Source organism: Halegenticoccus soli (genome assembly GCF_002844195.1).
GTDB lineage: Archaea > Halobacteriota > Halobacteria > Halobacteriales > Haloferacaceae > Halegenticoccus > Halegenticoccus soli.
Window position 1 is genome coordinate 488,839 of sequence record NZ_PEND01000005.1, and the last position, 24,632, is coordinate 513,470.

Genomic DNA, 24,632 nt, shown 5'->3' on the forward strand with positions numbered 1-24,632 from the left:
AGCGCCGATACCGAAGGCGGCGCGAGGAAAAACGCGAGGTCGATTAATTTCCGCTCAGTTTCGGTTTCGCTAGTGCTTCGGAAGAAATCACTTCTAACTATATATAATGAATATTAATAAAGATATGTGTCCGTTCGTATCGCTCAGGAATACTGTACAAAAAATTTATTGATATCGGTCGCATGGCCCGGATTATGGTAGAGGGTAACACAACACACAATGGTCGGACTGAGCCGCCCGTGATCGAGTCGACGCCGACAGCGACGTCCGGAGGAGGGCGGTGAGAATGGGCGAAGCGGAATCGGCGACCGAAACGAGAACGGAGCCGGAAACGGACGCCGCCCCCGCTCAACCGGACGTGAAGGAGTACTGGCGACGGAACCTGAGACTCATCGCCGGACTGTTCGTCGTCTGGTTCGCCGTCTCGTTCCTGGCCGCGATCATCTTGGCCGAGCCGCTCACCGCCGTCACCATCGGCGAGTTGCCGCTCGCGTTCTGGTTTGCACAGCAGGGGGCGATCATCGTGTTCGTCCTCCTGATTTTCGTCTACGCGTGGCGAATGAACAAGCTCGACCGCGAGTTCGGGGTGGAGGATTAGATGCTGTCCACGTCGTCCGTTGCGCCGATTTTCGCCCAGCTGGGGTTGGGTGTGAATACGTGGAGCTTGATTCTCATCGTGGGGACGTTGCTGATCTACTTCACCATCGCCATCGTGATGCACGTCGCAGACCCGGACGATTTCTACGTCGCGGGACGAACGATCCCGGCGACGGTTAACGGCGCCGCGGTGGCGGCCGACTGGATGTCCGCCGCCTCGTTCATCTCGCTCGCGGGACTGATTTCGATCCTGGGATTCGACGGCGCGATATACCTTCTCGGCTGGACCGGCGGGTACGTCGTCCTCGCCCTGTTGATCGCGCCGTACCTCCGGAAGTACGGCCAGTACACGATTCCCGACTTCATCGGCGATCGGTACTACTCGAACACGGCGCGCGGTGTCGCCGCCCTCGCAACGCTTTTCGTCTCTCTCACCTACATCGCCGGGCAGATGCGCGGCGTCGGGATCGTCCTCAGTCGATTCCTCGGGGTCAACATTACGCTCGGCATCATCGTCGCACTCGGCCTCGTCGCTCTCATCGGCGTGATCGGCGGGATGAAGGCGATCACCTGGACCCAGGCGGTCCAGTACACGGTCCTGATCACGGCCTTCCTGATCGTGACGGTCGCGATTTCGCTGAACCTCACGGGGAACCCCTTCCCCCAGGCGGCGCTCGTCACGAGCGACATCGCGACGCGGCTCAGCCAGCTCCAGGCGGACATCCAGATGGGTCGGTACATCGTGCCGTTCCGCGAGTACACCCAGTGGCAGGTCTTTGCGATCGCGCTGACGCTCATGATCGGCACGGCCGGACTCCCGCACGTGATCATGCGCTTTTACACGGTGCCGAGCGCGTCCGACGCGCGCCTCTCGGCGGGGTACGCGTTGTTCTTCATCGCGCTTCTCTATCTGAGCGCGCCCGTGCTCGCCATCTTCGCGAAATTCAACCTGATCCAGACGCTCAACGGCACGCCGGTCTCTCAAGCGAGGAGCATTCCCTGGGTGCAGCGGTGGTCCGAAACCGGGTTGCTCACCATCCAGGACAAGAACGGCGACGGCGTCATTCAGATGACTCAGGGCCTCACCTCCCAGGCCAGCGAAGTCGTTTTGGATCCGGACATCATCGTGCTTTCGACGCCGGAGGTCGCCGGGCTCGCACCTATCGTCATCGGCCTGGTCGCCGCAGGTGGGCTGGCCGCGGCTCTCTCGACCGCCGACGGACTGCTCATTGCGATGTCGAGCGCGGTTTCGCACGACATCTACTACAAGATTTTCCGCCAGGACGCCACCGAGCGCGAGCGGCTCATCGTCGCTCGGATCGTCATCCTGATCGCAGCCGTCGTCGCGGCGTACCTCGGGATCAACCCGCCGGGATTCGTCGCGGAAGTCGTCGCGATCGCCTTCGGCATCGCCGCGGCGAGTCTCTTTCCGCCGATCCTGTTGGGCGTCTTCGATCAGCGGATGAACAAGGAAGGCGCCATCGCGGGCCTGCTCGTTGGCCTGAGCTTCACGCTGATCATGGTAATCCTGATGACCGCGGACGCGGTGCTCGGATTCCAAGAACCGATCGTCACCACTTTCCTCGGTCTCGAAAAGCAGAGCGTCGGGCTCATCGGCGCGGTGCTCAACTTCGCCGTCGCGCTGACCGTCTCGCGGGTGACTCCCGCGCCGCCAGAGGAGATCGCCGAGATGGTGGAGGAGATTCGGCTCCCGCGCGGATCAGCCGACGTTGCCACTACCGCGGTCGACGGGGGTTTCGAAACCGACGGCGGTGAGAGGCGGAGGGAGACGAACTGACGGCTGTCGCCTTCCCAGCGTCATCTATGTACCGACCGCCTCTACCGGAACTCGCGTTGCTCTCGATTCGGAGAACGCTGGGCGTCTCGCTCGTCCTCTACGCCTTCTACCTCGGCTTACACTACCTGAGCGGCTATCCCTTTCTTACGCCTACCGACGTAGTCACCGTACTCGCGCTCGTGTTCGCCGGCACGTGGCTCGGAATCGGATTTAGCCTGGTAGCGCCGCTCCCCGAAGAGCGGGGGTTGCCGCGAGTCGTTCGGACGATCCTCTTGACAGTCCCCGCACTGGGTATCGGCGTCGCGTTGCAGATCTTTCTCAAAGGCGCTCGCTCCGACATGGCCTTGTACGCGATCTTCGCCCTGGCCGCGTGGCTCGGTTCGACATTCGTTCGGGAAGAAGGGTCGGATGAATCTCATGGGGGAACCCTGAGAGTGTGAGAGCCGCGTCTGTCAAGCGCAGCGGGTCCACTCCAGCAGTAGGCTGAAGGACTATCTTCAGACACTCTTCTCACAACTTTCCGGAGTTCCGTAGTAGAGGAGAGGGGGAGCCAGAAAGGGTGCCTAAGCGGCCAAGTGCTATCCCCCTCTATCTGCTCGGGTAGAGGTTTGAGATCGGCATCCACCCCGTCAAGGACGAGGCTTTGGCCTTGAGAATCACGTAGTGGCCGAAGGCACAGAAGCGTACTTTCGAAATCTGATCAACGAGAGATGCGCTCGCCGGCACCAGTTCGACCGTGAGTACAGACCGCGAGCGCACCAAGGAGACCGGCCTTTGAGCCGAGTTCGCTGAGTTGAATTGGTGGAACGGGGACGAGTGCCTTTTCTCGTACGTGATCTTCGAGGGGATCGAGTATCTCTGACGGATTATTAATTGGAACGCTTCCGCCAAAGGTGACAGTACCGGGGTTTAGAACGTTAAGTAACGAGCTGAGAGCAACTGCATTGTATCGGCCAATTTCGTCGAGATAATCCTGCGCAACCGCGTCCCCGGTACGAGCTACCTCGAAGAGATCATTCGCCGTAAATCGAGTGAGTTGGTCCAATCCTGTCTCGCGTTTCTCATCTTTGAGCTTTTGAATGACAAATTGCTCGATTCCTTCTCCGGAACAGTATGCTTCCCACGCGCCGGGGACTCCGGACGCGGACAGAGAAGCGTCTTCGGAAACCGTGATCATGCCAACTTCACCAGCAAATCCGTCTTCACCACGAAGGAGTTGGGCACGGTCGACGATTCCTGCGCCGATTCCGGACCCGATGTTGACGTGAAGGAGAGACGTGTACTCGCGTCCTGCTCCGAAATAGTACTCCGCCAGCGCTGCGGCGTTGACGTCGTTCTCGAGGTAGACGTCGATAGCAAATCGGTCTACTAGCTCGTCTCGAACGTCGAGATTCGTTAAATCTCGGACACCCATTCTCGTGTCGAAGCGAGCGATGATACCTCTCTTTTGATCGACTAACCCCGTAGTCGCGATACAAATACTTTCGATCGAACCGTCAGCTTGATCGATTAATTCAGCCGTGCTAGCGAGGAGTCGATCAACTACTCCTTCACACGGCGTTTTCCGGGTATAGATCGGCGTCGCGAACTCACCGCCGGACGTAGCGAGAGCGTACCTGAAATTCGTACTTCCAATATCGAAGACCGCATGCTGAGTCATTAAACGGGTTTTCACGACGGTTTGTTAATAAATTCATAGAAACTCGTATAGAAAAAGGTTGGGTTTGTGATGCTTACAGACTACGTTCCCGTTCTGAAGAAGCACCGCAGCGAACAGAGTGAACGAGGAACGCATTAGGAGGGGGGAATACAGCCGTACGCAATATCAATCTAAACGTGTCTCTTCGAGTTCGTTCACGGTTCCCGTGAAAGGGAAGAGGGAAATCACGCGTTAAGCATTGTCAAGTACGTTGTACCCGCTGCGTCAAGAGATGTGGACCAACTCGGCTCGCGTCAACCTGTTCTCAAATGAGTTTGTTCCGATAAGTGCGGGTTCCTGACCGTTTGGAGTCACGAGTGCCAGAGTTACTCCGTGTTCGACTGCAGGTCGAGTTCGAGCAGGGTGTCGAAGTGGTACGCGTGTATCGGATTCTGCTCCTCTTTAATCGTCGCAATGACGAACTTCGAACTCGTCCGTTCGACACCGTCGATGGCCTCATACTCCTCGATCAATCGCTGGACGAACGCGCCGTTCGGGAGGTGCGCAACGACGATGAAGTCGGTGTCGCCCATCGTGAAGTAGACGTCCGAAACGCCGTCTATCTCGCCGAGTCTCGATCCGACGCTCTCGTGGTACCCCTCGGCGAACTCGGCCAATACTTCAGTTATGACGGTGACGTCGAGACCGATTGCGGCGGCGTCAAGTTCGTACAGGTCGTTCTTGAGGACTCCCGCCTCCCGGAGTTTATTCAACCGGTAGTGGATAGTCGATTTCGGAATCCCAGTCTCGCTCTCGATGTGCTTCGGGCTCGGAGTACCGAGCCCGTACACCGCCTTGAGGATCGCGAGGTCGCGTGCGTCCACGGTCACGACACCTCGTAACCCCGGGTGGCGTACGGCGCTACAGGTCCGTCTGGACAGGTCGACCTCGGAGCGCGCTCGCGTACCCCACGGCGGGGCGACGGCGAAACGGCGGCCATCACGCGGTCTCCCGCCCGTCGGACGCCGCGGGCGCACCGGCGAGTCGCCGAACCGCCTCCGCGAACGCGTCTGCCCCTGCAACGGCGTCTGTCCACTTGGTGAACTCCCGTTCGTTGTGGGTCTTCCCGTCGACGCTCGGCACGAAGACGAGTCCTGCGTCGGTCAGATCCGCCAGGTACGACGCGTCGTGTCCCGCGCCGCCGATCATGCGCACGGACGATCGACCGACCGCCTCCGCGGCCGCCTCGATCGCGTCGCAGACCCACGGGGAGAACTCGGTGTGGGGGATCCGCCACAGTTCGTCGAGCTCGTAGGTCGTCCCCTCGCGCTCGCACGCGGCCGCCAGTTCGGCGTCGACCCGCTCGACGCCGGCGGCGACGACGTCCTCGTCGTACGACCGGAGGTCGACGGTGAACGTCGCCCGGTCGGGGATCACGTTGACGGAGTTCGGTTCGACGCGGAACTCGCCGACGGTCGTCACGGCGTCGTCCGCGAGGCGGCCGGCCAGGCGGCGGACGCCCGTGACCACGTCCGCGGCCGCGACGAGGGCGTCAGACCGCGTGTGCATGGGCGACGGGCCCGCGTGGTCGGCGTCGCCGCGGACGGTCGCCTCCAGCCACGCCATCCCGAGGATGCCCTCGACGACGCCGATCTCCCGCTCCCGTTCTTCGAGAACCGGCCCCTGCTCGACGTGCAGTTCGAGGTAGGCGTGCGGCGTCTCGGTCGGGCCGCAGGGCGACTCGCCTCGGTATCCGATCTCCGAGAGCGCCTCCGCGACGGTCGTCCCGTCGGCGTCGGCCGTTTCGAGGACCACGTCGACGTCGTGGGTGCCGACGTAGGCGCCGCTCCCCATCAGCGCGGGTTTGAAACGCGCGCCCTCCTCGTTCGTCCAGTTGACGATCTCGATCGGTCGCTCGGTCACAAGGTTGGCGTCCTCGAACGATCGAAGGGTCTCCAGCGCGGTGAGCACGCCGAGCTGGCCGTCGAACCGCCCTCCGTACGGCTGTGAGTCCAAGTGCGACCCCACGAGGATCGGCGCCGCGTCCGGATCCGCTCCCTCCCGCCGGCCGAAGACGTTGCCGACCTCGTCGATACGAACCGACAGGCCGAGCGATTCGAGGTCGGCGACGAACCGGTCTCTCGCTTCGCCGTCCGCGGCCGAGAGAGCCAGACGGTGGAGTCCGCCGTTGTCGGTCGCGCCGATCGCCGAGTACCGTTCGAACGCCGCTCTGAATCGCTCCCGATCAATGCGTACCATGATACTGGTCGGGGAACCAGCGTATTTATTTTTTGTTCAAAATGTTTATTATCTGCTGAACAGAGTTCCGATAGCGCTCGTTGATTGGAGCTGTGGCCAACAATGTACGATAGTTTTATAACCGTTCTGTCGCATCTGCTGCCATGGTGGATGATAACAACACGTCCGGAACGGGGAGGCGCGAGTTCCTCCGCGTTGGCGGAGCAGCAGTCGGGCTCGGCTCGCTCGCCGGGTGCCTCGAAGGAGCGATCAGCGGCGGTGGTGGCGGCGACGGCGGCCTCACCATCGGATTCTACGGCCCGTTCTCCGGCCCGGCGTCGAACATCGGCGAGCAGAAGCGGATGGCCGCCAGGCTCTCGAAGGATCTGATAAACGAGGACGGCGGGGTCCACGGCCAGGACGTCGAATTGATCTTTGGCGATTCGGAGTCCCAACCGTCGGCGGGACGGAACGAGGTGAACCGCCTCATCCAGGGAGAGGGTGCCGACGTCATCGGCGGCGGCTTTCATAGCGACGTCGCGCTGGCCACGGTTGAGGTGACGAGCCAGCAGGAGACACCCCAGATAATCGACGAGGCCGTGTCGAACGAAATCGTGCAGAAAATCAACGACCGAGATATGTGGAACGTGTTTAAGACGGCGCCCCCGTCGGAAGCGTACGCCGTTGGTTGGAAGCAGCTCATCACGGAGTTCCAGGAGCGGGAGATCGGCTACTTCCCGTACGAAAACAAGACCATCGCGCTCATCGGTGAGGACACGTCCTACGGGCTCTCCATCATGGATCTCATGCAGGACGAACTCGACCAGATCGGGTGGAACGTCGTCTCGCAGGACGAGGTGAGCCTCGACGAGACCGACTTCACCTCACTGCTCTCGCGCATCAAGTCGAACGATCCCGACGTGGTGTGGGCCGTCCAGACCTCTTCGACCGGCGCCGGCAACCTCGCGAACCAGTTCGCGGGGACGGGCTTCGAGGGAGTACACTTCTTCCATAACTACGGGCTCACCATCGACGAAGCGCGCAACACCGCGGGCGACAGCGCCGACGGCGCGGTGACGCTTCTGAACGCGGGACGCGTCGACAAACTGCTCGAAGAGCAGGGCGTCCTCCAGGCGTGGAACGACCGGTACGACGCCGACATGACGGGGAGCGCCGCGCTCTCGTACCAGAACGTGAAGGTCATCGCAGAGTACGTCAAGGCGTTCGACGGCCTCGACGCCTTTCGCTCGGCCAGCGTCGAGGAGTGGCAACGGACGGTCATCGACCACGACCCCATCAAGGGCGGAACGGGGTACATCGACTTCCAGGACAATCACCAGGCGGCCTGGGGCGGTTCGGACACGCAGCCGGCGCTCGGCTACCAGGTGCTCGGCGGCGAACTCGCGTTCGTCTGGCCGTTCGACCTCGCCGCCGAGGAGTTCGACGAGAGCGTCTACTGAACGCGGTGACGGGCGGCCGACGCCGACCCAGCTACGGATCAAAACACCATGGAAATCAGGGAAGTCGACACCGACGCCGCTCGCCGGGAGGCGTTTCCGGTCCTCCGGGAGCTCCGGGATCACCTCGACCGCGAGCGCTTCGAGGAACTGTACGCCGAGATGGAGGCGGAGGGCTACCGCCTCTTCGCCCGCTACGACGGCGACGACCCCGTCGCGGTCGCGGGCGTCAAGATCTCGACGAACTTCTACCTCGGCCGACACGCATACGTGTACGACCTCGTCACGACGGCCGACCGCCGATCCGAGGGACACGGCGAGGCCCTCCTCCGGTTCGTCCACGAGTGGGCGCGCGATCGGGGGTGCGACGCCGTCGAACTCGAATCCGGCCTCTGGCGCGACGACGCTCACCGGTTCTACACCGAGCGGATGGGCTACGACACCTACTGTTACTCGTTCAAATATGATCTCGATTGAGAACGCGCCGCCCGCGAGGGCGGCACCGGACACCGACGCACAGAACGCCAACGTTCCCGACGCGGATCCAGCGCGCGGACGTCGGCGTCGACGACCGACGCACCCGCCGCTTCCGCGTTTCAGCCGGTCGCGGCGCGCCGAGGAGGAGCCCGTCGGCGAATGACGGAAGACGTCTGCTTCGCCTCCGCGAGGTCGATCGCGGCGAGGATTCGCGCCGGCGCGCTCTCGCCGGTCGACGTCGTCGACGAGCACCTCGACCGCATCAAGCGGGTCGACCCGCTGATAAACGCCTACGTCACGGTGTGCGCCGAGGAAGCGCGGGAGGCGGCCCGCGACGCGGAGCGCGCCGTCGAGCGCGGCGACGACCTCGGCCCGCTGCACGGGGTGCCCGTGGCGATCAAGGACCTCACCCGCGTCGCGGGGGTGCGCACCACGTTCGGGTCGGCGGCGTTCGCCGACCACGTCCCCGATCGGGACGACACGGTCGTCGCCCGCCTCCGCGAGGCGGGGGCGGTCGTCCTCGGGAAGACGAACACGCCGGAGTTCGGACGGAAGACGGTCACGGAGAACGCGGTCGCCGGCACCACCGGCAACCCGTGGGATCCGACGAAGACGACAGGCGGCTCCTCGGGCGGGAGCGCCGCCGCCGTTGCCGCGGGGCTGGCGCCGCTCGCGCTCGGCTCGGACGCCGCCGGCTCGATCCGGATTCCGTCGAGCGCCTGCGGCGTCTTCGGGCTCGTGCCGGACTTCGGTCGGGTCCCCGAGGGACCGACCCGGGCGGACGCGTTCGAGAGCGCGCTCCCGTACACGTTCCGCGGCCCGATCGCGCGAAGCGTCGGCGACGCGGCGCTCGCGCTGGACGTGCTGGCCGGTCCCGACGCGGCGGACCCCTACAGCCTCCCTGCGACGACGGCCGCGTACACCGACGCGCTCGGAGGTGCCGTCTCCGACCTTCGGATCGGCTACTCGCCCGATTTCGGCGGGTTCGCGGTCGCCGAGGAGGTGGGAGAACTCGTCGAGACGGCCCTGGATCGGCTGGCCGGGGCAGGGGCGACGGTCGAGGCGGTCGACTTCGAGTTCGACGGCTCGTGGGAGGAGCAACACGACGCGCTCGAACGCATCCTCCAGGCGCGCTACGTCGGGCTCTACGAGAACCTGAAGCGCGACGCCGGCGTCGACCTGCTCGACGACGACCTCCCGGTCACGCCCGAGGTGCGCTCGCGGATCCGTGCGGGGCTCGACCTCGACGCGCGCGCGATCGCGGCGGCCCGACGCCGCCGAACGGCCGTCTACGACGAGATACGGCGCGCGCTCGCCGAGTACGACGTGCTGGCGACGCCGACGCTGAGTCGGACGGCATTCGACCACGACGCCGACGCGCCGACCGTCGATGGGCGGCCCGTCCACGCGATGCATGGGTGGACGCTGACGTGGCCGCTGAACCTCAGCGGAAATCCGGCGGGGACCGTCCCGGTCGGCTTCGTCGACGGGCTCCCGGTCGGGATGCAGCTCGTCGGGCCGCGGCTCGGCGACCGCGACGTCGTCGCGGCGTGCGCGGCGGTCGAACGAGAACTCCCGTGGGACGACGCCTACCCGCCGACCGGCGTCGCGGAGGCGACGTGAGCGCCCTCCTCGCCACCGACGGCCTGACGAAGACCTTCGGCGGCATCGTCGCCGTCGACGGCCTCGACATCGCCGTCGACGAGAGCGAGCTCGTCGGCCTCATCGGACCGAACGGCTCGGGGAAGACGACGACGCTCAACCTCGTCACGGGCTTTCACGCGCCGACCGGCGGCGCGGTCCTGTTCGACGGCGACGACGTCACGGGGATGAAGCCCTACCAGGTGTCCAAGCGCGGCATCGGGCGCACCTTCCAGATCTCGAAGCCGTTCGGTCGGATGACCGTCTTCGAGAACATGCTCGTTCCGAACGTCCCGTACGGGCCGAAGGAGCGCGAAGAGCGCATCTGGAAGCTCCTCGAAGAGCTCCACCTCGACCACGTCGCGGAGCACCGCGCCGACGCGCTCAGCGGCGGCCAGAAGAAGCTGCTCGAACTGGCTCGCGTGCTCATGCTCGAACCGAAGCTCGTCCTCCTGGACGAACCGGCCGCCGGCGTCAACCCGGCGCTGATGGACGAGATCATCGCGGACATCAAACAAATAAACGAGCGCGGGACGGCCATCCTGGTCATCGAACACGACATGTCCGTGATAAGTGAGCTCTGCGAGCGGGTCATCGTGATGAACGCGGGCAGGCAGGTCACGACCGGGACGTTCGAGGAGATACGGAACGACGAGCGCGTCCGGGAAGCGTACCTCGGGGGGGCCTGAGATGAGCCTCGTCGAACTCGACGCGGTCGACGCGGGGTACGGGGAGAACCAGGTGCTGCACGACCTGACTCTCTCGATCCAGCCCGGCCGCGTCAACTGCATCATCGGGCCGAACGGTTCGGGCAAGTCGACGACGCTCAAAGCCGTCTGCGGGCTCGTCGACGTCTGGGACGGGACGATCCGCGTGCGGGGCGACGACGTCACCAACGCCCACCCGCGCGACGTCGTCGAGCGAGGGGTCGTCATGCTGCCCCAGGGCGGCAACGTCTTCCCGGAGATGACCGTCAAGGAGAACCTCCGCATCGGCGCGTTCCTCGTCGACGACAGGGACGTTCTCGAACGCCGGTACCGGGAGGTGTACGAGATGTTCCCGGTGCTCGAAGAGAAGAAGCGCCAGCGCGCCGGCGAACTCAGCGGCGGCCAGCAGATGATGGTCGCCTTCGGCCGGGCGCTGATGCCCGACCCGGAGATCCTCCTGCTCGACGAACCGAGCGCGGGACTCGCTCCGGACCTCGTCGACGACGTGTTCGACCAGGTCGAGCGGCTGAAGGAGCGCGGTCGGGACATGATCATCATCGAACAGAACGTGCGACGGGTGCTGGACGTCGCCGAGTACGTCTACGTCCTCGATCAGGGCGAGCGGATGTACGAAGGCGAGACCGAGGCGCTCCGCGACGAGGACGAGATCATGCGGATGTACATCGGAGAGCGACACGGATGACGACCGAGTATCGACCGAAAGACGACCGTACGCACCGCCTCGGGCGGGAGGGACGGCATGGTTAGCCTCGGCCTCCTCGCCCAGCAGATCGTCAACGGCCTCTTCTTCGGGGGGCAGCTCGCGCTCATCGCCATCGGCCTCACGCTCATCTGGGGCGTGGCGCGCGTCCTGAACTTCTCGCACGGCGCGATGTTCATGGTCGGCGGCTACGTCGGCTTCTTCGCGCTCGGCTTCACCGGCAGCGTCGCCGCGGCGATCCTCGCCTCGATCGTCGTCGTGTTCGCCCTCGGGTGGGTGACGGAGTTCGCGCTCCTCGAACCGATGCGCGACCGCGAGGAGTTCGACATCGCCTCGATGGTCGTCACGCTCGGACTGGCGATCTTCCTCGAGAACGCCATTCTGGTGGGCGTCGGCTCGCGCCGGCGGGCGTTTCCCGCACTCACCGAGGAGGTGTGGCGCGTCGCGGGTCTGACGATCAGCGTCCAGCGGTTCGTCATCTTCCTCATCTCCGTGTTCGCGCTGGCGGCGCTCTTTCTCGTCATCTCGCGGACGAAGCTCGGTCTCGCGATCCGGGCGGTGTCGCAGGACGACCAGACGGCGCTCCTCATGGGCGTCCGGCCCAGGCGCGTCTACGCCATCACGCTCGGCTGCAGCGCCGCGCTCGCCGGGCTGGCCGGCGTGCTCCTCGCGCCGCTTTTCACCGTCTACCCGTCCGTCGGGTGGTACCCGTTCCTGCTCGCGTTCGTCGTCGTGATGGTCGGCGGCCTGGGGAGCGTCCGCGGGACGCTCATCGCGGCCATGGGGCTCGCGATCGTCAGGAGCGTCAGCACCATCTGGGTGGCGGCCGAATCGGCGATGGTTCTCCTCTTCGCCATCATGATCGCGGTGCTCCTGATCAATCCGGACGGCATCGGGGGGTGGATCGACGGATGACCGTCGAAGCCGTGCGTCTCGCCGTGGACAGAGTTCGGTCCCGGCTGCGTGAGGACGCTCGAACCCGGAACGGTAAGCTGTTCGCGGCGATCACGGCGCTGGCGGTGTTCGCCCCGGTGATGTTCTCACCGTACCGGCTCGAGATCGTGATGCAGCTGCTCATCGTCATCCTCGCGGTGGCGAGCTGGGTGTTCGTCGCCGGCTACTTCGGGATGTTCACGTTCGCCCACGCCGCGCTCTACGGCGTCGGCGGCTACGCCGCGGTCATCCTGGCCGCCGAGATGGGGGTCCACCCGCTCGCCTCCATCCTCCTCGGCGGCGTCGTCGCGGGGCTGTTCAGCCTCCCGATCTCCTACCCGGTCCTCCGGCTCTCGGGCGCCTACGTTGGCATGGTCACGCTCGCCTACGCCGAGATCATCTACTACGGCACCATCATCCTCCGCGACGTCACCGGCGGACCGACCGGCTACACCGGATTCCCGCAGCTCTTCGGCGGCGACCGCGTCGTGATGTACTACTTCGTGCTCGCTCTCGTCGTGGCGCTCATGCTCGCCATGTACGCGCTGCTTGTGAACCGCTTCGGACTCGTCGCCCGCGCGATACGCGAGTCGTCCGACGCGGCGCAGATGCTCGGCAACAACGTCCCGCGCTACAAGCTCACGGGCTTTCTCGTCGGGTCGTCCATCGCCGGCGTCGCGGGGGCGCTGCAGGCGTACAACATCCTCATCATCTCGCCGCCGATGCTCGAAATCGACCAGATGATCGAGTTCATGGCGATGGGGATCATCGGCGGCCTCCGCACCTTCGGCGGCGCCGTCTTCGGCGGTATCATCGTCTTCGGGTTCTCCGAGGTGCTTCGGGACATCGGCGAACTCCGACTCGTCGTGTGGGGGGCGCTCCTCATCGTGGTGACGCTGTACTTCCCCGACGGCATCGCCGGCAGCAGTTTCGACGTTCGAAAGCGCTTCCAGGAGTGGTTCGATCGATGAGGCACTCCGGGCGGACGAGCGACGACGGCTGGCGAAACCGCGGCGACTGGCGGAGCGTCGAAAGCGGTCGCCGCCGGAACGACGACCGGCCGGACCCACTGCGGCGAAACACCGCGCAACGAGACGGCAACGGACGATCCGACGAACGCAACGGACACACCGATGAAATACGAAGACGCGATAACCGAGACGGTAGCATCGAAAGAAGACGACCTCGTCGACCTCGTCGCGAGACTGGTCGAAGCGAAGAGCGTGACCGGCCGCGAGAAGCCGGCCCAGGACGTCGTGGTCGACCACCTCGAATCGATGGGGCTCGATCCCGACGTCTTCGAGCCCTCGCCGGAGGAGCTGTCGGATCACGAGGGCTACTTCGAGACCTCGTCGTACGAGGCGGTCGGCTACGAGGGGCGGCCGAACGTGGTCGCCCGCGTCGAGGGCGGCGACGGCCCGACGCTCGCGGTCGGGGGTCACATCGACGTGGTCGACGTGACCGAAAGCGAGTGGGAGCGCGAGCCGTGGACGCTCACCCGCGAGGGCGAGACGCTGTACGGCCGCGGCGTCGCGGACATGAAGGGCGGGCTCGCGGCCGTCCTCGTCGCCATCGAGGCGCTCGACGAGGCGGGCGTCGACCTCGGCGGCGACCTCGTCTTCCAGAGCGTCATCGAGGAGGAGGACGGCGGCGTCGGCGGCACCCTCTCCGTGCTCGAACGGGGGTACGTCCCCGACGCGGCGGTCATCGCGGAGCCGTTCAACCTCCCGAACGTCGGCATCGCGAGCGCGGGCGTGATGTACTTCCGCGTCCGCGTACCGGGAAAGAGCGTCCACGCGGCGTGGGGCCACCAGGGCGTCAACGCCATCGGCAACGCCGCGACCGTCTACGAGGCGCTAGAGCGGCTCGACCGCGAACGGAAGGCGCGGATCGACTACGAGCCGGCGTACCGGGGGGAACCGGAGCTCGAAGGGAACGTGACGAACATCAACGTCGGCACCATCGAAGCCGGCGACTGGCCGTCGACGCTCCCCAGCGAGGCCGTCCTCCAGGGTCGCGTCGGCTGGCCGCCGGGGGAGACGAGGGCGGAGGTGCGGGCGCAGATCGAAGACGCCGTCGCCGAGGCCGCGGCGAACGACGAGTGGCTCAGGGACCACCCGCCGGAGGTCGAGTGGTTCGGCTGGCAGGCGGCGCCCCACGAGATCGACCCCGAGGGCGAACTCGCCCGGCTCGCAAAGCGGCACGCGGAGGCCGTCACCGGCCGGTCGGGATCGTTCGTCGGCGGGAACGCCGGCCTCGACGAGCGCTTCTACGCGCTGTACTACGGCGTCGACGCCGTCTCCGTCGGGCCGACCGGCGCGAACCTCCACGGCGCGGACGAGCACACGACGGTGACTTCGCTGCTCGAAACCGCGACCGCCGTCGCCCGAATCGCGGTCGACTACTGCGGCGTCGAGGAGTGACGCGGACCCGGCGGGCACCGCCCGACGAACGTTTCATATCACCGACTCACAACATCGAACGCATGGACGACACCGAACTCACGGACGACACCGGACCCGCTGACGAAATCGAATTCACGGACGACGATTCGACGCTCAGCGCGTACTGGCACGACCGGATGCTCGACCACGAACCGCCCGCGGGGGCGTTCAAGTTCCCGCGGACGCCCATCGTGGCCGTCGACGAGCCGCACCCCGATCGGCGCGAGCGGGTCGAGAACCTAAAACGGATGCTCGAACGCGCCTTTCCGGAGCGCGCCCGCTTCGAAACGGCGACGCGGGCGACGCGCGGGGAGATCGAGCGGGTCCACGATCCCGACTACGTCGGCTGGTTGGAATCGTTCTGCGCTGACGGCGGCGGCCGGATCGGGGACACCACGACCGGCGCGAACGAGGCGACGTTCGACGCGGCCCGGTACGCCGCGGGTACTGCGGTTCGAGCCGCCCGCGACGCCGTCGACGGGTCCGACGCCATCCCGTACGCGCTCTGTCGCCCGAGCGGCCACCACGCCCAGTCGGACCGGGCCGACGGGTTCTGCTTTCTGAACAACGTCGCCGTCGCGGCCGCCGCCGCGGTCGCCGGCGGCGTAGAGCGGGTGGCCATCGTCGACTGGGATGTCCACCACTGCAACGGAACCCAGGAGATATTCGAGGCCCGCGAGGACGTGCTCGTCGTGAGCGCCCACCACGATCACGGGTCGTGGCACCCCGAGTACCACCCCCAGGAGGGCACCCTCGACGAAGTCGGAACCGGCGACGGCGAGGGGTACAACGTGAACGTGCCGCTCCCGCCTGGGACGGGCGACCGCGGCTACGAGCGCCTCTTCGAGCGGATCGTCGAGCCGGTCGTCCGCGAGTACGATCCCGAGTTGATCCTCGTCAGCGCTGGTCAGGACGCCGGCGCGGCCGATCCCAACGGGCGAAACCTCGTCACCCGCGCCGGGTTCCGGACGCTCGGCCATCGGATCCGGCGACTCGCCGCGGACGTCGCAGACGACCGGCTCGCGCTCGTCCAGGAGGGCGGCTACCAGCAGTCGCACCTGTCGTTCGCGACGCTCGGCGTCTTCGAGGGCGTGCTCGGACATACCGTCGACCTCGAACGCTACGGCACCGACGACCCCTTCGACTGGCTCGACGAGCCGACGGATCTCGTCAACTCCTGGATCGACGACGCGGTCGAGTACCACAGCGACTACTGGCCTCTCGACTGACGCGGCCGAAACGGTGTGACGAGATGGCCGCGTGGGAGGTCTCCCATGAATCGCATGCGGTCACTTCGTCTGCCTGACGCCGAACGGCGCCGACGAGGACGTACCATTAGGCCGACATCGTGAAACTCGGCCAAAAGATATAATTAATCTTGATACGATGCATTGGTGAGATGTACGATTTAACGGGCTTCCAGCGCGACCTCATCTACGTGATTGCCGGGCTCGACGACCCGCACGGGCTCGCGATCAAAGACGAGCTCGAAGAGTACTACGAAAAGGAGATCCACCACGGGCGGCTGTACCCGAACCTCGACACCCTCGTCGACAAGGGGCTCGTGGAAAAGGGGGAGATCGACAGACGGACGAATTACTACGCGATAACCGCCCGCGGGCGCAGGGAAATCGAAGCGCGTGCGGAGTGGAAGGCGAACTACGACAGCGAATCGGAGTTGACCTCCGCGTAGACGACCGCACTCGAACCCAAACTGGGCGCACGGAGGCCGGCGGCATCCCCTCTCCGTCGCGGGTTCGAACCGGTCGACGATGGCCCCCCTCACCGGAACCGTTTTCGCTTCGATGCGGTGAGTCGGATTCGTCGGAGTCATCCCGCACCTAAAGGCACGGGTATTCGAGGAGAACCCCCATACTAGAATGGAAAATGATTATGGATCTGGGGTGAGATTGGTAGGGCGCACCAGGAGGTGTACCACATGCCTTCAGTCCCGTACGATCCCACGGAAGACGCCGAACCCGACGAACAGCTGGTAGACGTCGACGAGATCATCAATCAGATTCTCGGCGGCGGCGATAGCGCATCGCCTCGCACGAAGAGCGCGTAGACCACACGGTCGCGTCGCCATCTTTGCCCACTTACGCCGCTCGTTCGAGCGAATCGGCGACGATAGCTTCGTGTAATTGACTGGCTAAAGCGGGGCTTCGCGCTCCCGTGAGATGACCGCCCCGAGAGTAGGCGGCCCTTACGATGCGTCGGGACACTCACTTCGCGATGAATGTAACGAACGGTGGCCGAATCGGAGGGGCTAGAAAAGCTCCGCGACGATCCCGAGAGTACGTCCCGTTCGAAACGGCGCTCTGCGGGGTCAGAGCGCCGTTTTCGGTTCCCGGTCGAGGCCGAAGCACGGCCCTGTATATACAGCGATGGCTGTTATAAAAACAAGGAGAATACCCGCGCCTTCAGGTGCGGGATGAATCCGACAACTCTTCCACAGGCCACCGAGCAAACGCTCGGCAGGATATGACACGCTCAATCACAAGGTTCACAATACACGTTATCATAACCCGTTATGGAAGCGTTCCACGATGCATATCCACCGTACCTACCGAGCGAAAATCCTCAACCACGGCCAAGTGGCTGAGATGCTCGACCGGCACGGCTGGAGTACATCCAAACTGTGGAACGTTGCGAACTATCACTCCAGAGAGCAGTGGAACGAAACGGGCGAGATTCCTGATGATTCGGACTTGAAACGCAAGTTGAAGACACATCCAACGTACAAGGGACTGCATTCGCAATCCAGTCAGCGCGTTCTGGAAGAACTCGCTGAAGCCTTCAACTCGTGGTACGGCAAACGCAAGTCCGATGATCGTGCGAATCCGCCCGGCTACCGCAAGAAAAACTACTACGACAACGACGGCAACCGCGTCCACGAAGAACACCCGCGTGCCACCGTGACGTGGAAGCAGAAAGGCATCCGTCACGACACCAAACACAACCGAGTGCGCCTTTCCAAAGGCGCGAATCACAAGGAACACCCACGAGCGTGGGAATACATCCTCTGTGAGTACGAGACGCGCCCCTGTGTCACCGTTGAGAACCTACAACAGGTTCGCGCCGTCTACGAGAAGGCGAAAGGGCGTTGGGAACTGCACCTCGTGTGCAAACACGAAATTGAACCTCCTGACGCTCCCGGTAACGAGTCGGCGGGTGTTGACCTCGGTGTCTGTAACTTCGCCACCGTCGCCTACAGCACCGAAGAAGCAGACTTGTACCCCGGCAACCGTCTGAAACAGGACGGGTACTACTTCCCGAAGGAAATCGCTAAATGTGACGACTCCTGTGGTGAACGAGCCACGCGACTGCACCACACGTGGTCGGAGCGCCGCACACACTTTTTCCACTCCTTAGCGAAGCATATCGTTGAACGGTGTGTGGAGCGTAGAGTTGGTCGCATCAACGTCGGGAAACTCGCTGGCGTTCGAGAGGACGAGAACGGTGAGTCAAAGAACTGGGGTAAGCACGGGAACTTGGACTTGCATGGGTGGGCGTTCGACCGCTTCACCTCGATTCTCACCTACAAGGCGAAAGTCGAAGGTATCGAAGTCGTAGAAGTGTCCGAACGCGACACGAGCAAGACGTGTTGCGTCTGCGGTAGGGAAGACGATAGGCAGCGTGTCGAACGCGGCTTGTATGTCTGTGATGACTGTGACGCCGCGTTCAACGCTGATGTGAATGGGGCGGAGAACATCCGTCTCGACTTGAACCAAAGTAACTCCGAGTCTTCCGGGCAGTTGTCCGGGGATAGGAGTACCGGCTGGTTGGCACAGCCCGGAGTCTACCTTCACGACTTGTCTCACGGATTCTCACCGAGGGAACAAGTGGTAGACTGCAAACCGTAATATCCCAATCCAGCGGCACGGTGCCGTGGGATTCCGCGTCTTCAGGCGCGGGAGGATGTCAATGACGAATCGGACGTCGTTTTGAACGAAGACACTATGACCGCGCAAACGCTCAACGAGCTGTTCGCACAGGGGCTGAAAGAGATGTACTTCGTCGAGCAGGAGCTCACCGACGCGCTCGACGCGCTCGCTCAGGAGGTCAGCGAAGACGATCTCGCGCAAGCGTTCGAAGAGCACCGGGAGGAGACGGAGGGCCACATCGATCGGCTCGAAGAGGTGTTCGAGATGATCGACGAGTCGCCGGAGGGTAAAAAGGTGCAGGCGGTTCAGGGGCTCATCAGCGATCACGAGGAGTTCTCCGAGGGGGATCCGGACCAGCACGTTCTGAACCTGTTCGACCTCGCGGCCGCCGAAAAGAGCGAGCACCTCGAGATCGCGGCGTACGGCAACCTCACGTTCTTCGCCGATCAGCTGGGGCTCGACGACGCGGCGGACCTGCTCGAAGAGAATCTCCGCGAAGAGCAGGAGACGCTGGACGAGCTCAAGCAGCTCACCGAAGCCTACGACGTGAGCTCCGTCCCGACCGCGTAGAGAGCGGGAGCCGAACGGCGCCGTCGGCCCCGTTAACGGGGAGTATTTGCGGAATCCGCGCGGCGGATGGGCGTCCCCCCTCGGGGGAACGTGGGCCAACGGTGACGCGCCCGTTTGCCAAACAATTAGGTTCGGCCGTCCCTATTCGTACATCCATGTCCGACGCGCGAGAGCAACTCCTGAAGCAGGTGAACGAAAAGCAAGCCGTGGGCGGACTGGATCCCGAAACGAGAATGCTCATCGGCTTGCTCGGCGAGACGATTCTGGCCTTCGGCGAGGAGATCGACGACCTCCGCCAGCGGGTCGCGGAGTTGGAGGACGACGCCGAAGAGCGCGATAAGCGGGCGTGGTACTCGGAGCAGTAGTCGTCGCTGACCGGGTTCCTCGTGCGTTCGCACTCGCTACCGATCCGGGCGCGGCGCCGCCTCGTACCGTTCGATCACGTCGGTCTTTTCCACCCGGTCGTAGATCGTTCGCAGGGTGTTCTCGGCCCGGAGAAGCCCGTGTTCCTCCAGAAACGTTCGCCCCTCGTCGCTGACGCCGTAGAATTTGTACGGCAGGTCGTTTCGTCGACGGTCCTTCGGGAGCAGGACCTCCTCGACGATCCCGGCGTCGACGAGCCGCTGGAGGTGCTGGCGGATCGTCGTCTGGCTCTTGCTCGGGTTGAGGTAGTCGAGCTCTTTCAGCGTCGGAAGCTGCGCGGGATGACCGAGGATGTCCTGCACGAGCGAAAAGCGCGTCTCCTGGGTGACGACGTTCAGCCGTTCGCGAACGCGGTCGAGATCGGTCGGCGTGTGACCGGACGTGCTCATCGTCGGTACCTACGTGTAGTGCGTGCAAAAGCGTTTCGCCGAAATGCGAATCGGTCGAATACGATGCGGTCGACGTTGAAGTCGCCACATTGAAACGTCGGGCGGGTGATCGCGGACGCGATGGGCGAGAGGGAACTGACCGCGGAGGATCTCGCGGAAAAGGCCGAGGAATACCTCCACGAAGCGTCGCTCACCCCCGAGGAATACGAAGCGTTAAAACGCGGCGTGGCTGAACTGTCCCCGATCTTCGCGACCGGAAGCGCCTACTTTATTCTCGGCAGCTACGGGCGACCGGAGATCCATCGGCTCCAGCTCGTCAAGGATCGGCTGAACCGACGGGCCGACACCTACGCCTTCCTGATGGTGGATATTCGGAAGGAGTGGGTCAACACGTACCTCAAGTTCCGTCTCCTCGCGGACTACACAGACCACATCGTCGGCGTGAGCGAGCACGACAGGGGCGGCTTCCTCGTCGAGCAGGGGTACTTCACCGCGCTGGAGGAGTACTTCGCGAAGACCCACGTTCTCAAACGCGAGTACGGGGAGACGGCATTGGCGGACGTCGACACGGGGGTTGATCCCGAAAACCCGTACAGCGGGATGCAGACGGCGATCTTCGACATGCTTGCCGACGCCGGGCGATTGTGCGTCTGGCGGACCGAGGATGATCTCCTCGAGTGTACTGAAGCGTTGCCGTGACGAACTCGCCCGATTCTCGCCGTAGCGGAGACCGTCGTTTTGAACCGCCGATCCGTCGCTCATCGGAGGTTCAAACCGTCACTCGCGAACGCGATCGGACGCCGCGGGAACGTCGCTCCCGGCGGTCCGCTCCGTCGTCGGCGGTTCGACGTTCGAGTCGGTCAACAGCCGCGTCGGCGCGGTCCCCAGCGCGGGGAGCAGCGCGATCAGGGCGCTCACGAGCGCCAGCAGAATCGATCCGACGACGATCCCGAGGACGACGGTCGGCGAGACGACGAGCGAGACGCGGATCCCGAAGACCGTGAGGAGGTCCGTCGCGGCCAACGCCCGGGTCAGGAGAAGCGTCGCCGCGGTGGCGATAATCGCGGCCGGAACCGAGAGCCGACAGACGTCCAGGAGGACGGTTTTGAGGATCCACGCCGGGTCCGCACCCGTCGCCCGGTAGATGCCGATGGCCCGGCGACGGGCGTGGACGGCCTGGGCGAACGTCGCCGTCGTGCTCCCGACCGTCGTCAGCCCCGCGAGGACGACCATCGCTGCCAGCAGGACCTGGACGTTGCCGAAGACGCTCTCGATCGCGCGCCCCATGCCGGTCCCCGGCGAGTACTCGGCGTTGCCCGCCATCGTCGAGAAGACCCGATCGTCGCCGACGACCGTGTACTGCTCCCGCGCGATGGTTTCGCCGTCCGAGACGACCCGAACCGTGTACTCGCCGGGCGACGCTCTGTCGTCGGAGTTCCCGCCGAGCGTCTTCTCCGTGGAGACCGCGTCGGTCGCGTTGAGCGTGACGGTCCGCGTCTCCGCCTCCGTCGGCGAGACGACGCTCACGTTCCGCGTGAGCTCTTCCGCCCACGGGTTCACGAGCGTGACGTTCACCCGCGGGCGCGTGATGACGCTCGCCTCTTTCGGGGAGATCCGAACCCGCGAGGCGAACTGCCGGGTCGCGCCGTCGACCACGCGCATCCGGTGCGTCGCTTCCGACCGATCACCCTTGCTCGCGGTGATCGCGTACTCGCCCTCCTCCTCGGGAAGGGTCACGAGCGCCGCGCCCCGCCCGTTGGTCTCGAACGTCCGATCGCCCACCGCGACGGTAGCACCTCGAACCGGCTCTCCGGTCGCCGACTCCACGAGAACGACCAGCCTCGCGCCCGGCGGGCCGCGGTTCGGGTACTCCTCCGGGATGACGAGCGCGTCGGCCGGGAGGACGGTGACGTTCTCCGAGTAGGAACCCGCCGACACCTTCCGCTCGCCCGGCGCGGGCGCGGGAACCTGCACCGTGACGCTCTTTTCCTCGTTCGGCCCGACGGTCACCCGCCTCGTGTGCGTTTCGTCCCCGACGCGGACGGCGATCTCCTCGCTCCCGCGGCGCGGTTCGAAGTTCTGCACGTCGACCGTGACGTTGAGCGTCTCGTTTTCGGCGACCGGCGAGGAGGCCGAAACGCCGGTCACGGCGATCCCCTCGTCGGATCCGGCGCTCGCCGTCTCGTCGAGCGCCCCGCCGGACGTCCTGATGAGGTGGACCGTGCCGGGTTCGAGCGAGAGGTGGTGGGCGGTGTCGAGGGGGACGACGAGCTGGTCGTCGAGCGTGTCGGGCGCGTCGAACCGCCCGACGACGGTTACCTGCGCGACGCTCGGGCTCGTGCTGCCGCCGAGCGTCACCGTGTCGCCGACCTCCACACCCAGCGTCTTCGCGAGATCCGACCCGATGACGGCTTCGCCCGGATGTCTCGGTTGCCGACCCTCGACGAGCCTGGCGTCCGTGACCGACGCGAAGGCGGAGTAGTTCGCCCCGCGAACCATGTACGGGCGGCCGTCCCTGACCTGCGCGACGATGATCTCGGGGCTCGCCTCGATCCCCTGCGACCGCAGAACGGACGCGTAGCCGGCGTCGACGCGGCTGTTTATCGGGTGGGCCGCCCCCGCCTCCGTGACCGTCCCGGTGTCGGCCGTCGCGAGCGGCGCGATCGTCCCGCTGATCGAGGCGGACAGCACGACGATGAGCGCGAACACCGCGAGCGTCGTCGTCGTCGGGACCAGCGTCCGCCAGCCGAGCAGACGCGGCGTGAACGCCGCCCGGAGTCCCGACTCGCCCTCCCGTTTTCGCCCGCGCGATGCCGGGGTGTTCAGGCTCCCGAGGGTCGCCGGCGGGCGAGTCGTCGCCGGGTACGCCGCCAGCGCGCCCGCGAGCGCCCCGACCGCGACGAGCGAGGCGAGCATCGGCAGCACCACCCGGAGAACCCTGGGCGTCACCGTCGCGTCCATCGAGATCGGGAACCCCGCGTAGATCGCGGCGTTGATCGTCGCGCTCGTGACGATGACGCCGAACGCGTAGCCGAGCACGACGCCGACGAGGGCGAGCAGCCCGGCCCGGAGTCCGAACAGCGCCAGGACCGTCCGCGGCGACGCGCCCGTCGACCGGACGACCTTGATCGTCCGGAGCCGCTCTCTGACGCTCATGCGCGTGACGTTGTAGACGACGACGAGGACGAGCACCGCCCCGCCGGCGGCGGCGAGAAGCAGCAACCGGAGCACCTGGTTCAGCCCCGCCAGGAGGAACAGGAGGGCGGAGACGAGCGGTACGCCGGAGCCGGGGACCTGCCCGAGCGGGCCGCCCGAACCGCCGTCCGCCGAGACGACGAGCGCGCCCGTCGGTCCGAGATCCTCGACCGCGCCGGCGTTCGCCGCGTACCACGGCGACGGGAACAGCGAGCCGTTCGTCGCGTGCGGGTGAACGGTGACGGTCGTCTCCCCGTCCGGACCGGCGAGCCGCTGGCGCGTCGGCTGAGAGACCGGTCCCTGGACGCTCCGGTCCGCGGTCGGGTTCGGCAGTTTCGCCTCGTCCCACGGGACGGAGGCGTCGGCGACGGCGGGCGGGGCGTCGGGCGGAACGCCGACGACGCGGTGCGTTCGGCCGTCGCCGTCCGTCACGGTCGTGACCGGGAAGACGAGCGCGTCCTCGGGGGCCGCCGCCTGCGCCTCGGCGTAGGAGTCGTACTCGGTGACGGTCGTGGAGACGGCGAGGTCGTCGCCGATCGTCGTCGTGTACGCGCCGGCCGTGAGGAGAAGCAGCGCCGTCCCGACGAGAAACGCCGTCGTCACCGCGACGACGACGACGGTGAGCCGATCGCGCCGCGACCACTGCGTGAGGATGGACCGCCGGTAGCTCACCGTCGATCACCTCGGGTCGGCGAGCGTTCGGACGGGTCGGCGAGACGCCTCGGCGAACGGCGGGAGGAACCGGAGGACCGGGGCGGGAGGCGGTTCGCTGGCAAGTGTGGAGTCAGGGGAGTTTCTGCGGGGAATCGACGCCCTCGGCGGTCGCGTACGCGGGGCCCTCGACGATCTTCCCGTCGGCGAGGGAGACGACCTCGTCGAAGCGGGAGGCGAGCTGGTGGTCGTGGCTGATGACGACGAGCGCCGTCTCGGCCGCCTCGCGCATGCTGAACAGGAGGTCGATCACGCGGTCCGTGGTTTCGGGGTCGAGCTGGCCGGTCGGTTCGTCCGCGAGGATCAACTCGGGCCGGTTGGCGAGCGCCCGGGCGATGGCGACCCGCTGTTTCTCCCCGCCGCTGAGCGTCGCCGGGTACTGCCCCGCGAGGTCGACGATGTCGAGCGCCTCGAAGAGCGTGTCCAGCCACTCGTCGTCCCGCTCGCCCGCGTGCTCCTGGGGCATGGCGGCGTTCTCGCGCGCGGTGAGGTCTTCGATCAGCTGGAAGTTCTGAAACACGAACCCGATCGTGTCGCGCCTGAGCCGGGCGCGCTCGCGTTCGGAGAGTCGACTTGCGTCCTTCCCGGCGACGAAGAGTGATCCGCTCGCCGGGGCCTCGAGCAGGCCCAGCACGTTGAAAAGCGTCGTCTTCCCGGCGCCGCTCGGTCCCTGAACGAGCATGCGAGCGTCCGCCGGAACGGCGAGCGAGAGGCCGTCGAGGATGGGGCGGCCGCCCCGCTCGACCGTGAGGTCCGTCCCCCGAAGTACGGGCTCCGTCATTGGTTATCGCGTGTAAGTTTTACA

Annotated in this window: 24 protein-coding genes; 18 read left to right on the top strand and 6 right to left on the bottom strand. The window is 65.3% G+C overall.

From position 1 onward, the window contains the following. Nucleotides 1-286: 286 nt before the first annotated feature. The 3 genes from CNO20_RS16080 to CNO20_RS16090 are packed head-to-tail and all read left to right on the top strand — an operon-like array spanning nt 287 to nt 2,835. Nucleotides 287-598, top strand: a complete 312-nt coding sequence (locus tag CNO20_RS16080) for a DUF4212 domain-containing protein (protein ID WP_101297129.1) — start codon at nt 287-289, stop codon at nt 596-598. Nucleotides 599-649: 51 nt separating this feature from the next. Further along, nucleotides 650-2,395 (top strand): sodium:solute symporter family protein, encoded by a 1,746-nt coding sequence (locus CNO20_RS16085; protein ID WP_199174876.1) that lies wholly within the window; start codon nt 650-652, stop codon nt 2,393-2,395. A gap of 26 nt (nt 2,396-2,421) precedes the next feature. Next, entirely contained in the window at nt 2,422-2,835 is a 414-nt protein-coding gene (locus CNO20_RS16090) for a hypothetical protein (protein WP_101297130.1), read from the top strand. 260 nt (nt 2,836-3,095) lie between these two features. Here the strand turns inward: CNO20_RS16090 and CNO20_RS16095 are convergent, their stop codons facing one another. From CNO20_RS16095 to CNO20_RS16105, 3 genes are all read right to left on the bottom strand, one after another. Beyond that, complete coding sequence (locus tag CNO20_RS16095) at nt 3,096-4,055, bottom strand: ROK family protein (protein WP_101297131.1); 960 nt, start codon at nt 4,053-4,055, stop codon at nt 3,096-3,098. 365 nt (nt 4,056-4,420) lie between these two features. Continuing rightward, nucleotides 4,421-4,918: an Lrp/AsnC family transcriptional regulator gene (locus CNO20_RS16100; protein WP_101297180.1), complete on the bottom strand. Its 498-nt coding sequence runs from the start codon at nt 4,916-4,918 to the stop codon at nt 4,421-4,423. Between the two features lie 115 nt (nt 4,919-5,033). Next, nucleotides 5,034-6,293 (bottom strand): Zn-dependent hydrolase, encoded by a 1,260-nt coding sequence (locus CNO20_RS16105; protein ID WP_101297132.1) that lies wholly within the window; start codon nt 6,291-6,293, stop codon nt 5,034-5,036. A 143-nt stretch (nt 6,294-6,436) separates the two neighbouring features. Here CNO20_RS16105 and CNO20_RS16110 point away from each other — a divergent pair, with 143 nt between their 5' ends. The 14 genes from CNO20_RS16110 (at nt 6,437) to CNO20_RS16170 (ending at nt 19,474) form a co-directional block, all read left to right on the top strand. Further along, complete coding sequence (locus tag CNO20_RS16110) at nt 6,437-7,732, top strand: ABC transporter substrate-binding protein (protein ID WP_101297133.1); 1,296 nt, start codon at nt 6,437-6,439, stop codon at nt 7,730-7,732. A 48-nt stretch (nt 7,733-7,780) separates the two neighbouring features. Next, nucleotides 7,781-8,206, top strand: a complete 426-nt coding sequence (locus tag CNO20_RS16115) for a GNAT family N-acetyltransferase (RefSeq protein WP_101297134.1) — start codon at nt 7,781-7,783, stop codon at nt 8,204-8,206. A 159-nt stretch (nt 8,207-8,365) separates the two neighbouring features. Then, entirely contained in the window at nt 8,366-9,829 is a 1,464-nt protein-coding gene (locus CNO20_RS16120) for an amidase (protein WP_101297135.1), read from the top strand. Then, nucleotides 9,826-10,536 carry an ABC transporter ATP-binding protein gene (locus CNO20_RS16125; protein WP_101297181.1) on the top strand — a complete coding sequence of 237 codons (711 nt, stop codon included), beginning with the start codon at nt 9,826-9,828 and terminating at the stop codon, nt 10,534-10,536. Before CNO20_RS16120 ends, CNO20_RS16125 begins: the two co-directional genes overlap by 4 nt. Nucleotide 10,537: 1 nt before the next feature. Next, nucleotides 10,538-11,257: an ABC transporter ATP-binding protein gene (locus CNO20_RS16130; RefSeq protein WP_101297136.1), complete on the top strand. Its 720-nt coding sequence runs from the start codon at nt 10,538-10,540 to the stop codon at nt 11,255-11,257. A 57-nt stretch (nt 11,258-11,314) separates the two neighbouring features. Then, a complete protein-coding gene (locus tag CNO20_RS16135; RefSeq protein ID WP_101297137.1) occupies nt 11,315-12,190 on the top strand; it encodes a branched-chain amino acid ABC transporter permease in 876 nt (291 codons plus the stop codon). After that, nucleotides 12,187-13,179 carry a branched-chain amino acid ABC transporter permease gene (locus CNO20_RS16140; protein WP_101297138.1) on the top strand — a complete coding sequence of 331 codons (993 nt, stop codon included), beginning with the start codon at nt 12,187-12,189 and terminating at the stop codon, nt 13,177-13,179. The genes CNO20_RS16135 and CNO20_RS16140 overlap by 4 nt, the downstream gene beginning before the upstream one ends. Before the next feature lie 162 nt (nt 13,180-13,341). After that, nucleotides 13,342-14,631: an ArgE/DapE family deacylase gene (locus tag CNO20_RS16145; RefSeq protein ID WP_101297139.1), complete on the top strand. Its 1,290-nt coding sequence runs from the start codon at nt 13,342-13,344 to the stop codon at nt 14,629-14,631. Nucleotides 14,632-14,789: 158 nt separating this feature from the next. Beyond that, nucleotides 14,790-15,881, top strand: coding sequence for an arginase family protein (locus tag CNO20_RS16150; RefSeq protein WP_101297182.1), 1,092 nt, complete (start codon nt 14,790-14,792; stop codon nt 15,879-15,881). A gap of 170 nt (nt 15,882-16,051) precedes the next feature. Further along, entirely contained in the window at nt 16,052-16,345 is a 294-nt protein-coding gene (locus CNO20_RS16155) for a PadR family transcriptional regulator (RefSeq protein WP_101297140.1), read from the top strand. Between the two features lie 246 nt (nt 16,346-16,591). After that, nucleotides 16,592-16,720 (top strand): hypothetical protein, encoded by a 129-nt coding sequence (locus CNO20_RS24130; protein ID WP_269844150.1) that lies wholly within the window; start codon nt 16,592-16,594, stop codon nt 16,718-16,720. 481 nt (nt 16,721-17,201) lie between these two features. Then, on the top strand, nt 17,202-18,518 hold the full coding sequence (locus CNO20_RS16160) for an RNA-guided endonuclease InsQ/TnpB family protein (protein WP_101297141.1): 1,317 nt from the start codon (nt 17,202-17,204) through the stop codon (nt 18,516-18,518). A gap of 96 nt (nt 18,519-18,614) precedes the next feature. Next, nucleotides 18,615-19,109: a YciE/YciF ferroxidase family protein gene (locus CNO20_RS16165; protein WP_101297142.1), complete on the top strand. Its 495-nt coding sequence runs from the start codon at nt 18,615-18,617 to the stop codon at nt 19,107-19,109. A gap of 155 nt (nt 19,110-19,264) precedes the next feature. Further along, nucleotides 19,265-19,474 (top strand): hypothetical protein, encoded by a 210-nt coding sequence (locus CNO20_RS16170; protein WP_101297143.1) that lies wholly within the window; start codon nt 19,265-19,267, stop codon nt 19,472-19,474. Nucleotides 19,475-19,510: 36 nt separating this feature from the next. Here the strand turns inward: CNO20_RS16170 and CNO20_RS16175 are convergent, their stop codons facing one another. Further along, nucleotides 19,511-19,921 (bottom strand): helix-turn-helix domain-containing protein, encoded by a 411-nt coding sequence (locus tag CNO20_RS16175; protein ID WP_101297144.1) that lies wholly within the window; start codon nt 19,919-19,921, stop codon nt 19,511-19,513. A 120-nt stretch (nt 19,922-20,041) separates the two neighbouring features. Here CNO20_RS16175 and CNO20_RS16180 point away from each other — a divergent pair, with 120 nt between their 5' ends. Further along, nucleotides 20,042-20,620: a DUF8170 family protein gene (locus tag CNO20_RS16180; protein WP_101297183.1), complete on the top strand. Its 579-nt coding sequence runs from the start codon at nt 20,042-20,044 to the stop codon at nt 20,618-20,620. Nucleotides 20,621-20,698: 78 nt separating this feature from the next. Here CNO20_RS16180 and CNO20_RS16185 read toward each other — a convergent pair whose 3' ends face one another. Both CNO20_RS16185 and CNO20_RS16190 read right to left on the bottom strand, forming a co-directional pair. Then, nucleotides 20,699-23,788: an ABC transporter permease gene (locus CNO20_RS16185; protein ID WP_101297145.1), complete on the bottom strand. Its 3,090-nt coding sequence runs from the start codon at nt 23,786-23,788 to the stop codon at nt 20,699-20,701. 112 nt (nt 23,789-23,900) lie between these two features. Further along, a complete protein-coding gene (locus CNO20_RS16190; protein WP_101297146.1) occupies nt 23,901-24,608 on the bottom strand; it encodes an ABC transporter ATP-binding protein in 708 nt (235 codons plus the stop codon). Between the last annotated feature and the right edge of the window lie 24 nt (nt 24,609-24,632).

Bases quoted from the DNA above. Each gene is read 5' to 3' on its own strand.
- CNO20_RS16145 (WP_101297139.1), top strand. From the start codon at position 13,342: ATGAAATACGAAGACGCGATAACCGAGACGGTAGCATCGAAAGAAGAC.
- CNO20_RS16095 (WP_101297131.1), bottom strand. From the start codon at position 4,055: ATGACTCAGCATGCGGTCTTCGATATTGGAAGTACGAATTTCAGGTAC.
- CNO20_RS16130 (WP_101297136.1), top strand. From the start codon at position 10,538: ATGAGCCTCGTCGAACTCGACGCGGTCGACGCGGGGTACGGGGAGAAC.
- CNO20_RS16190 (WP_101297146.1), bottom strand. From the start codon at position 24,608: ATGACGGAGCCCGTACTTCGGGGGACGGACCTCACGGTCGAGCGGGGC.
- CNO20_RS24130 (WP_269844150.1), top strand. From the start codon at position 16,592: ATGCCTTCAGTCCCGTACGATCCCACGGAAGACGCCGAACCCGACGAA.
- CNO20_RS16165 (WP_101297142.1), top strand. From the start codon at position 18,615: ATGACCGCGCAAACGCTCAACGAGCTGTTCGCACAGGGGCTGAAAGAG.
- CNO20_RS16155 (WP_101297140.1), top strand. From the start codon at position 16,052: ATGTACGATTTAACGGGCTTCCAGCGCGACCTCATCTACGTGATTGCC.
- CNO20_RS16120 (WP_101297135.1), top strand. From the start codon at position 8,366: ATGACGGAAGACGTCTGCTTCGCCTCCGCGAGGTCGATCGCGGCGAGG.
- CNO20_RS16175 (WP_101297144.1), bottom strand. From the start codon at position 19,921: ATGAGCACGTCCGGTCACACGCCGACCGATCTCGACCGCGTTCGCGAA.
- CNO20_RS16170 (WP_101297143.1), top strand. From the start codon at position 19,265: ATGTCCGACGCGCGAGAGCAACTCCTGAAGCAGGTGAACGAAAAGCAA.
- CNO20_RS16110 (WP_101297133.1), top strand. From the start codon at position 6,437: ATGGTGGATGATAACAACACGTCCGGAACGGGGAGGCGCGAGTTCCTC.
- CNO20_RS16150 (WP_101297182.1), top strand. From the start codon at position 14,790: ATGCTCGACCACGAACCGCCCGCGGGGGCGTTCAAGTTCCCGCGGACG.
- CNO20_RS16160 (WP_101297141.1), top strand. From the start codon at position 17,202: ATGCATATCCACCGTACCTACCGAGCGAAAATCCTCAACCACGGCCAA.
- CNO20_RS16135 (WP_101297137.1), top strand. From the start codon at position 11,315: ATGGTTAGCCTCGGCCTCCTCGCCCAGCAGATCGTCAACGGCCTCTTC.
- CNO20_RS16180 (WP_101297183.1), top strand. From the start codon at position 20,042: ATGGGCGAGAGGGAACTGACCGCGGAGGATCTCGCGGAAAAGGCCGAG.
- CNO20_RS16105 (WP_101297132.1), bottom strand. From the start codon at position 6,293: ATGGTACGCATTGATCGGGAGCGATTCAGAGCGGCGTTCGAACGGTAC.
- CNO20_RS16115 (WP_101297134.1), top strand. From the start codon at position 7,781: ATGGAAATCAGGGAAGTCGACACCGACGCCGCTCGCCGGGAGGCGTTT.
- CNO20_RS16080 (WP_101297129.1), top strand. From the start codon at position 287: ATGGGCGAAGCGGAATCGGCGACCGAAACGAGAACGGAGCCGGAAACG.
- CNO20_RS16140 (WP_101297138.1), top strand. From the start codon at position 12,187: ATGACCGTCGAAGCCGTGCGTCTCGCCGTGGACAGAGTTCGGTCCCGG.
- CNO20_RS16090 (WP_101297130.1), top strand. From the start codon at position 2,422: ATGTACCGACCGCCTCTACCGGAACTCGCGTTGCTCTCGATTCGGAGA.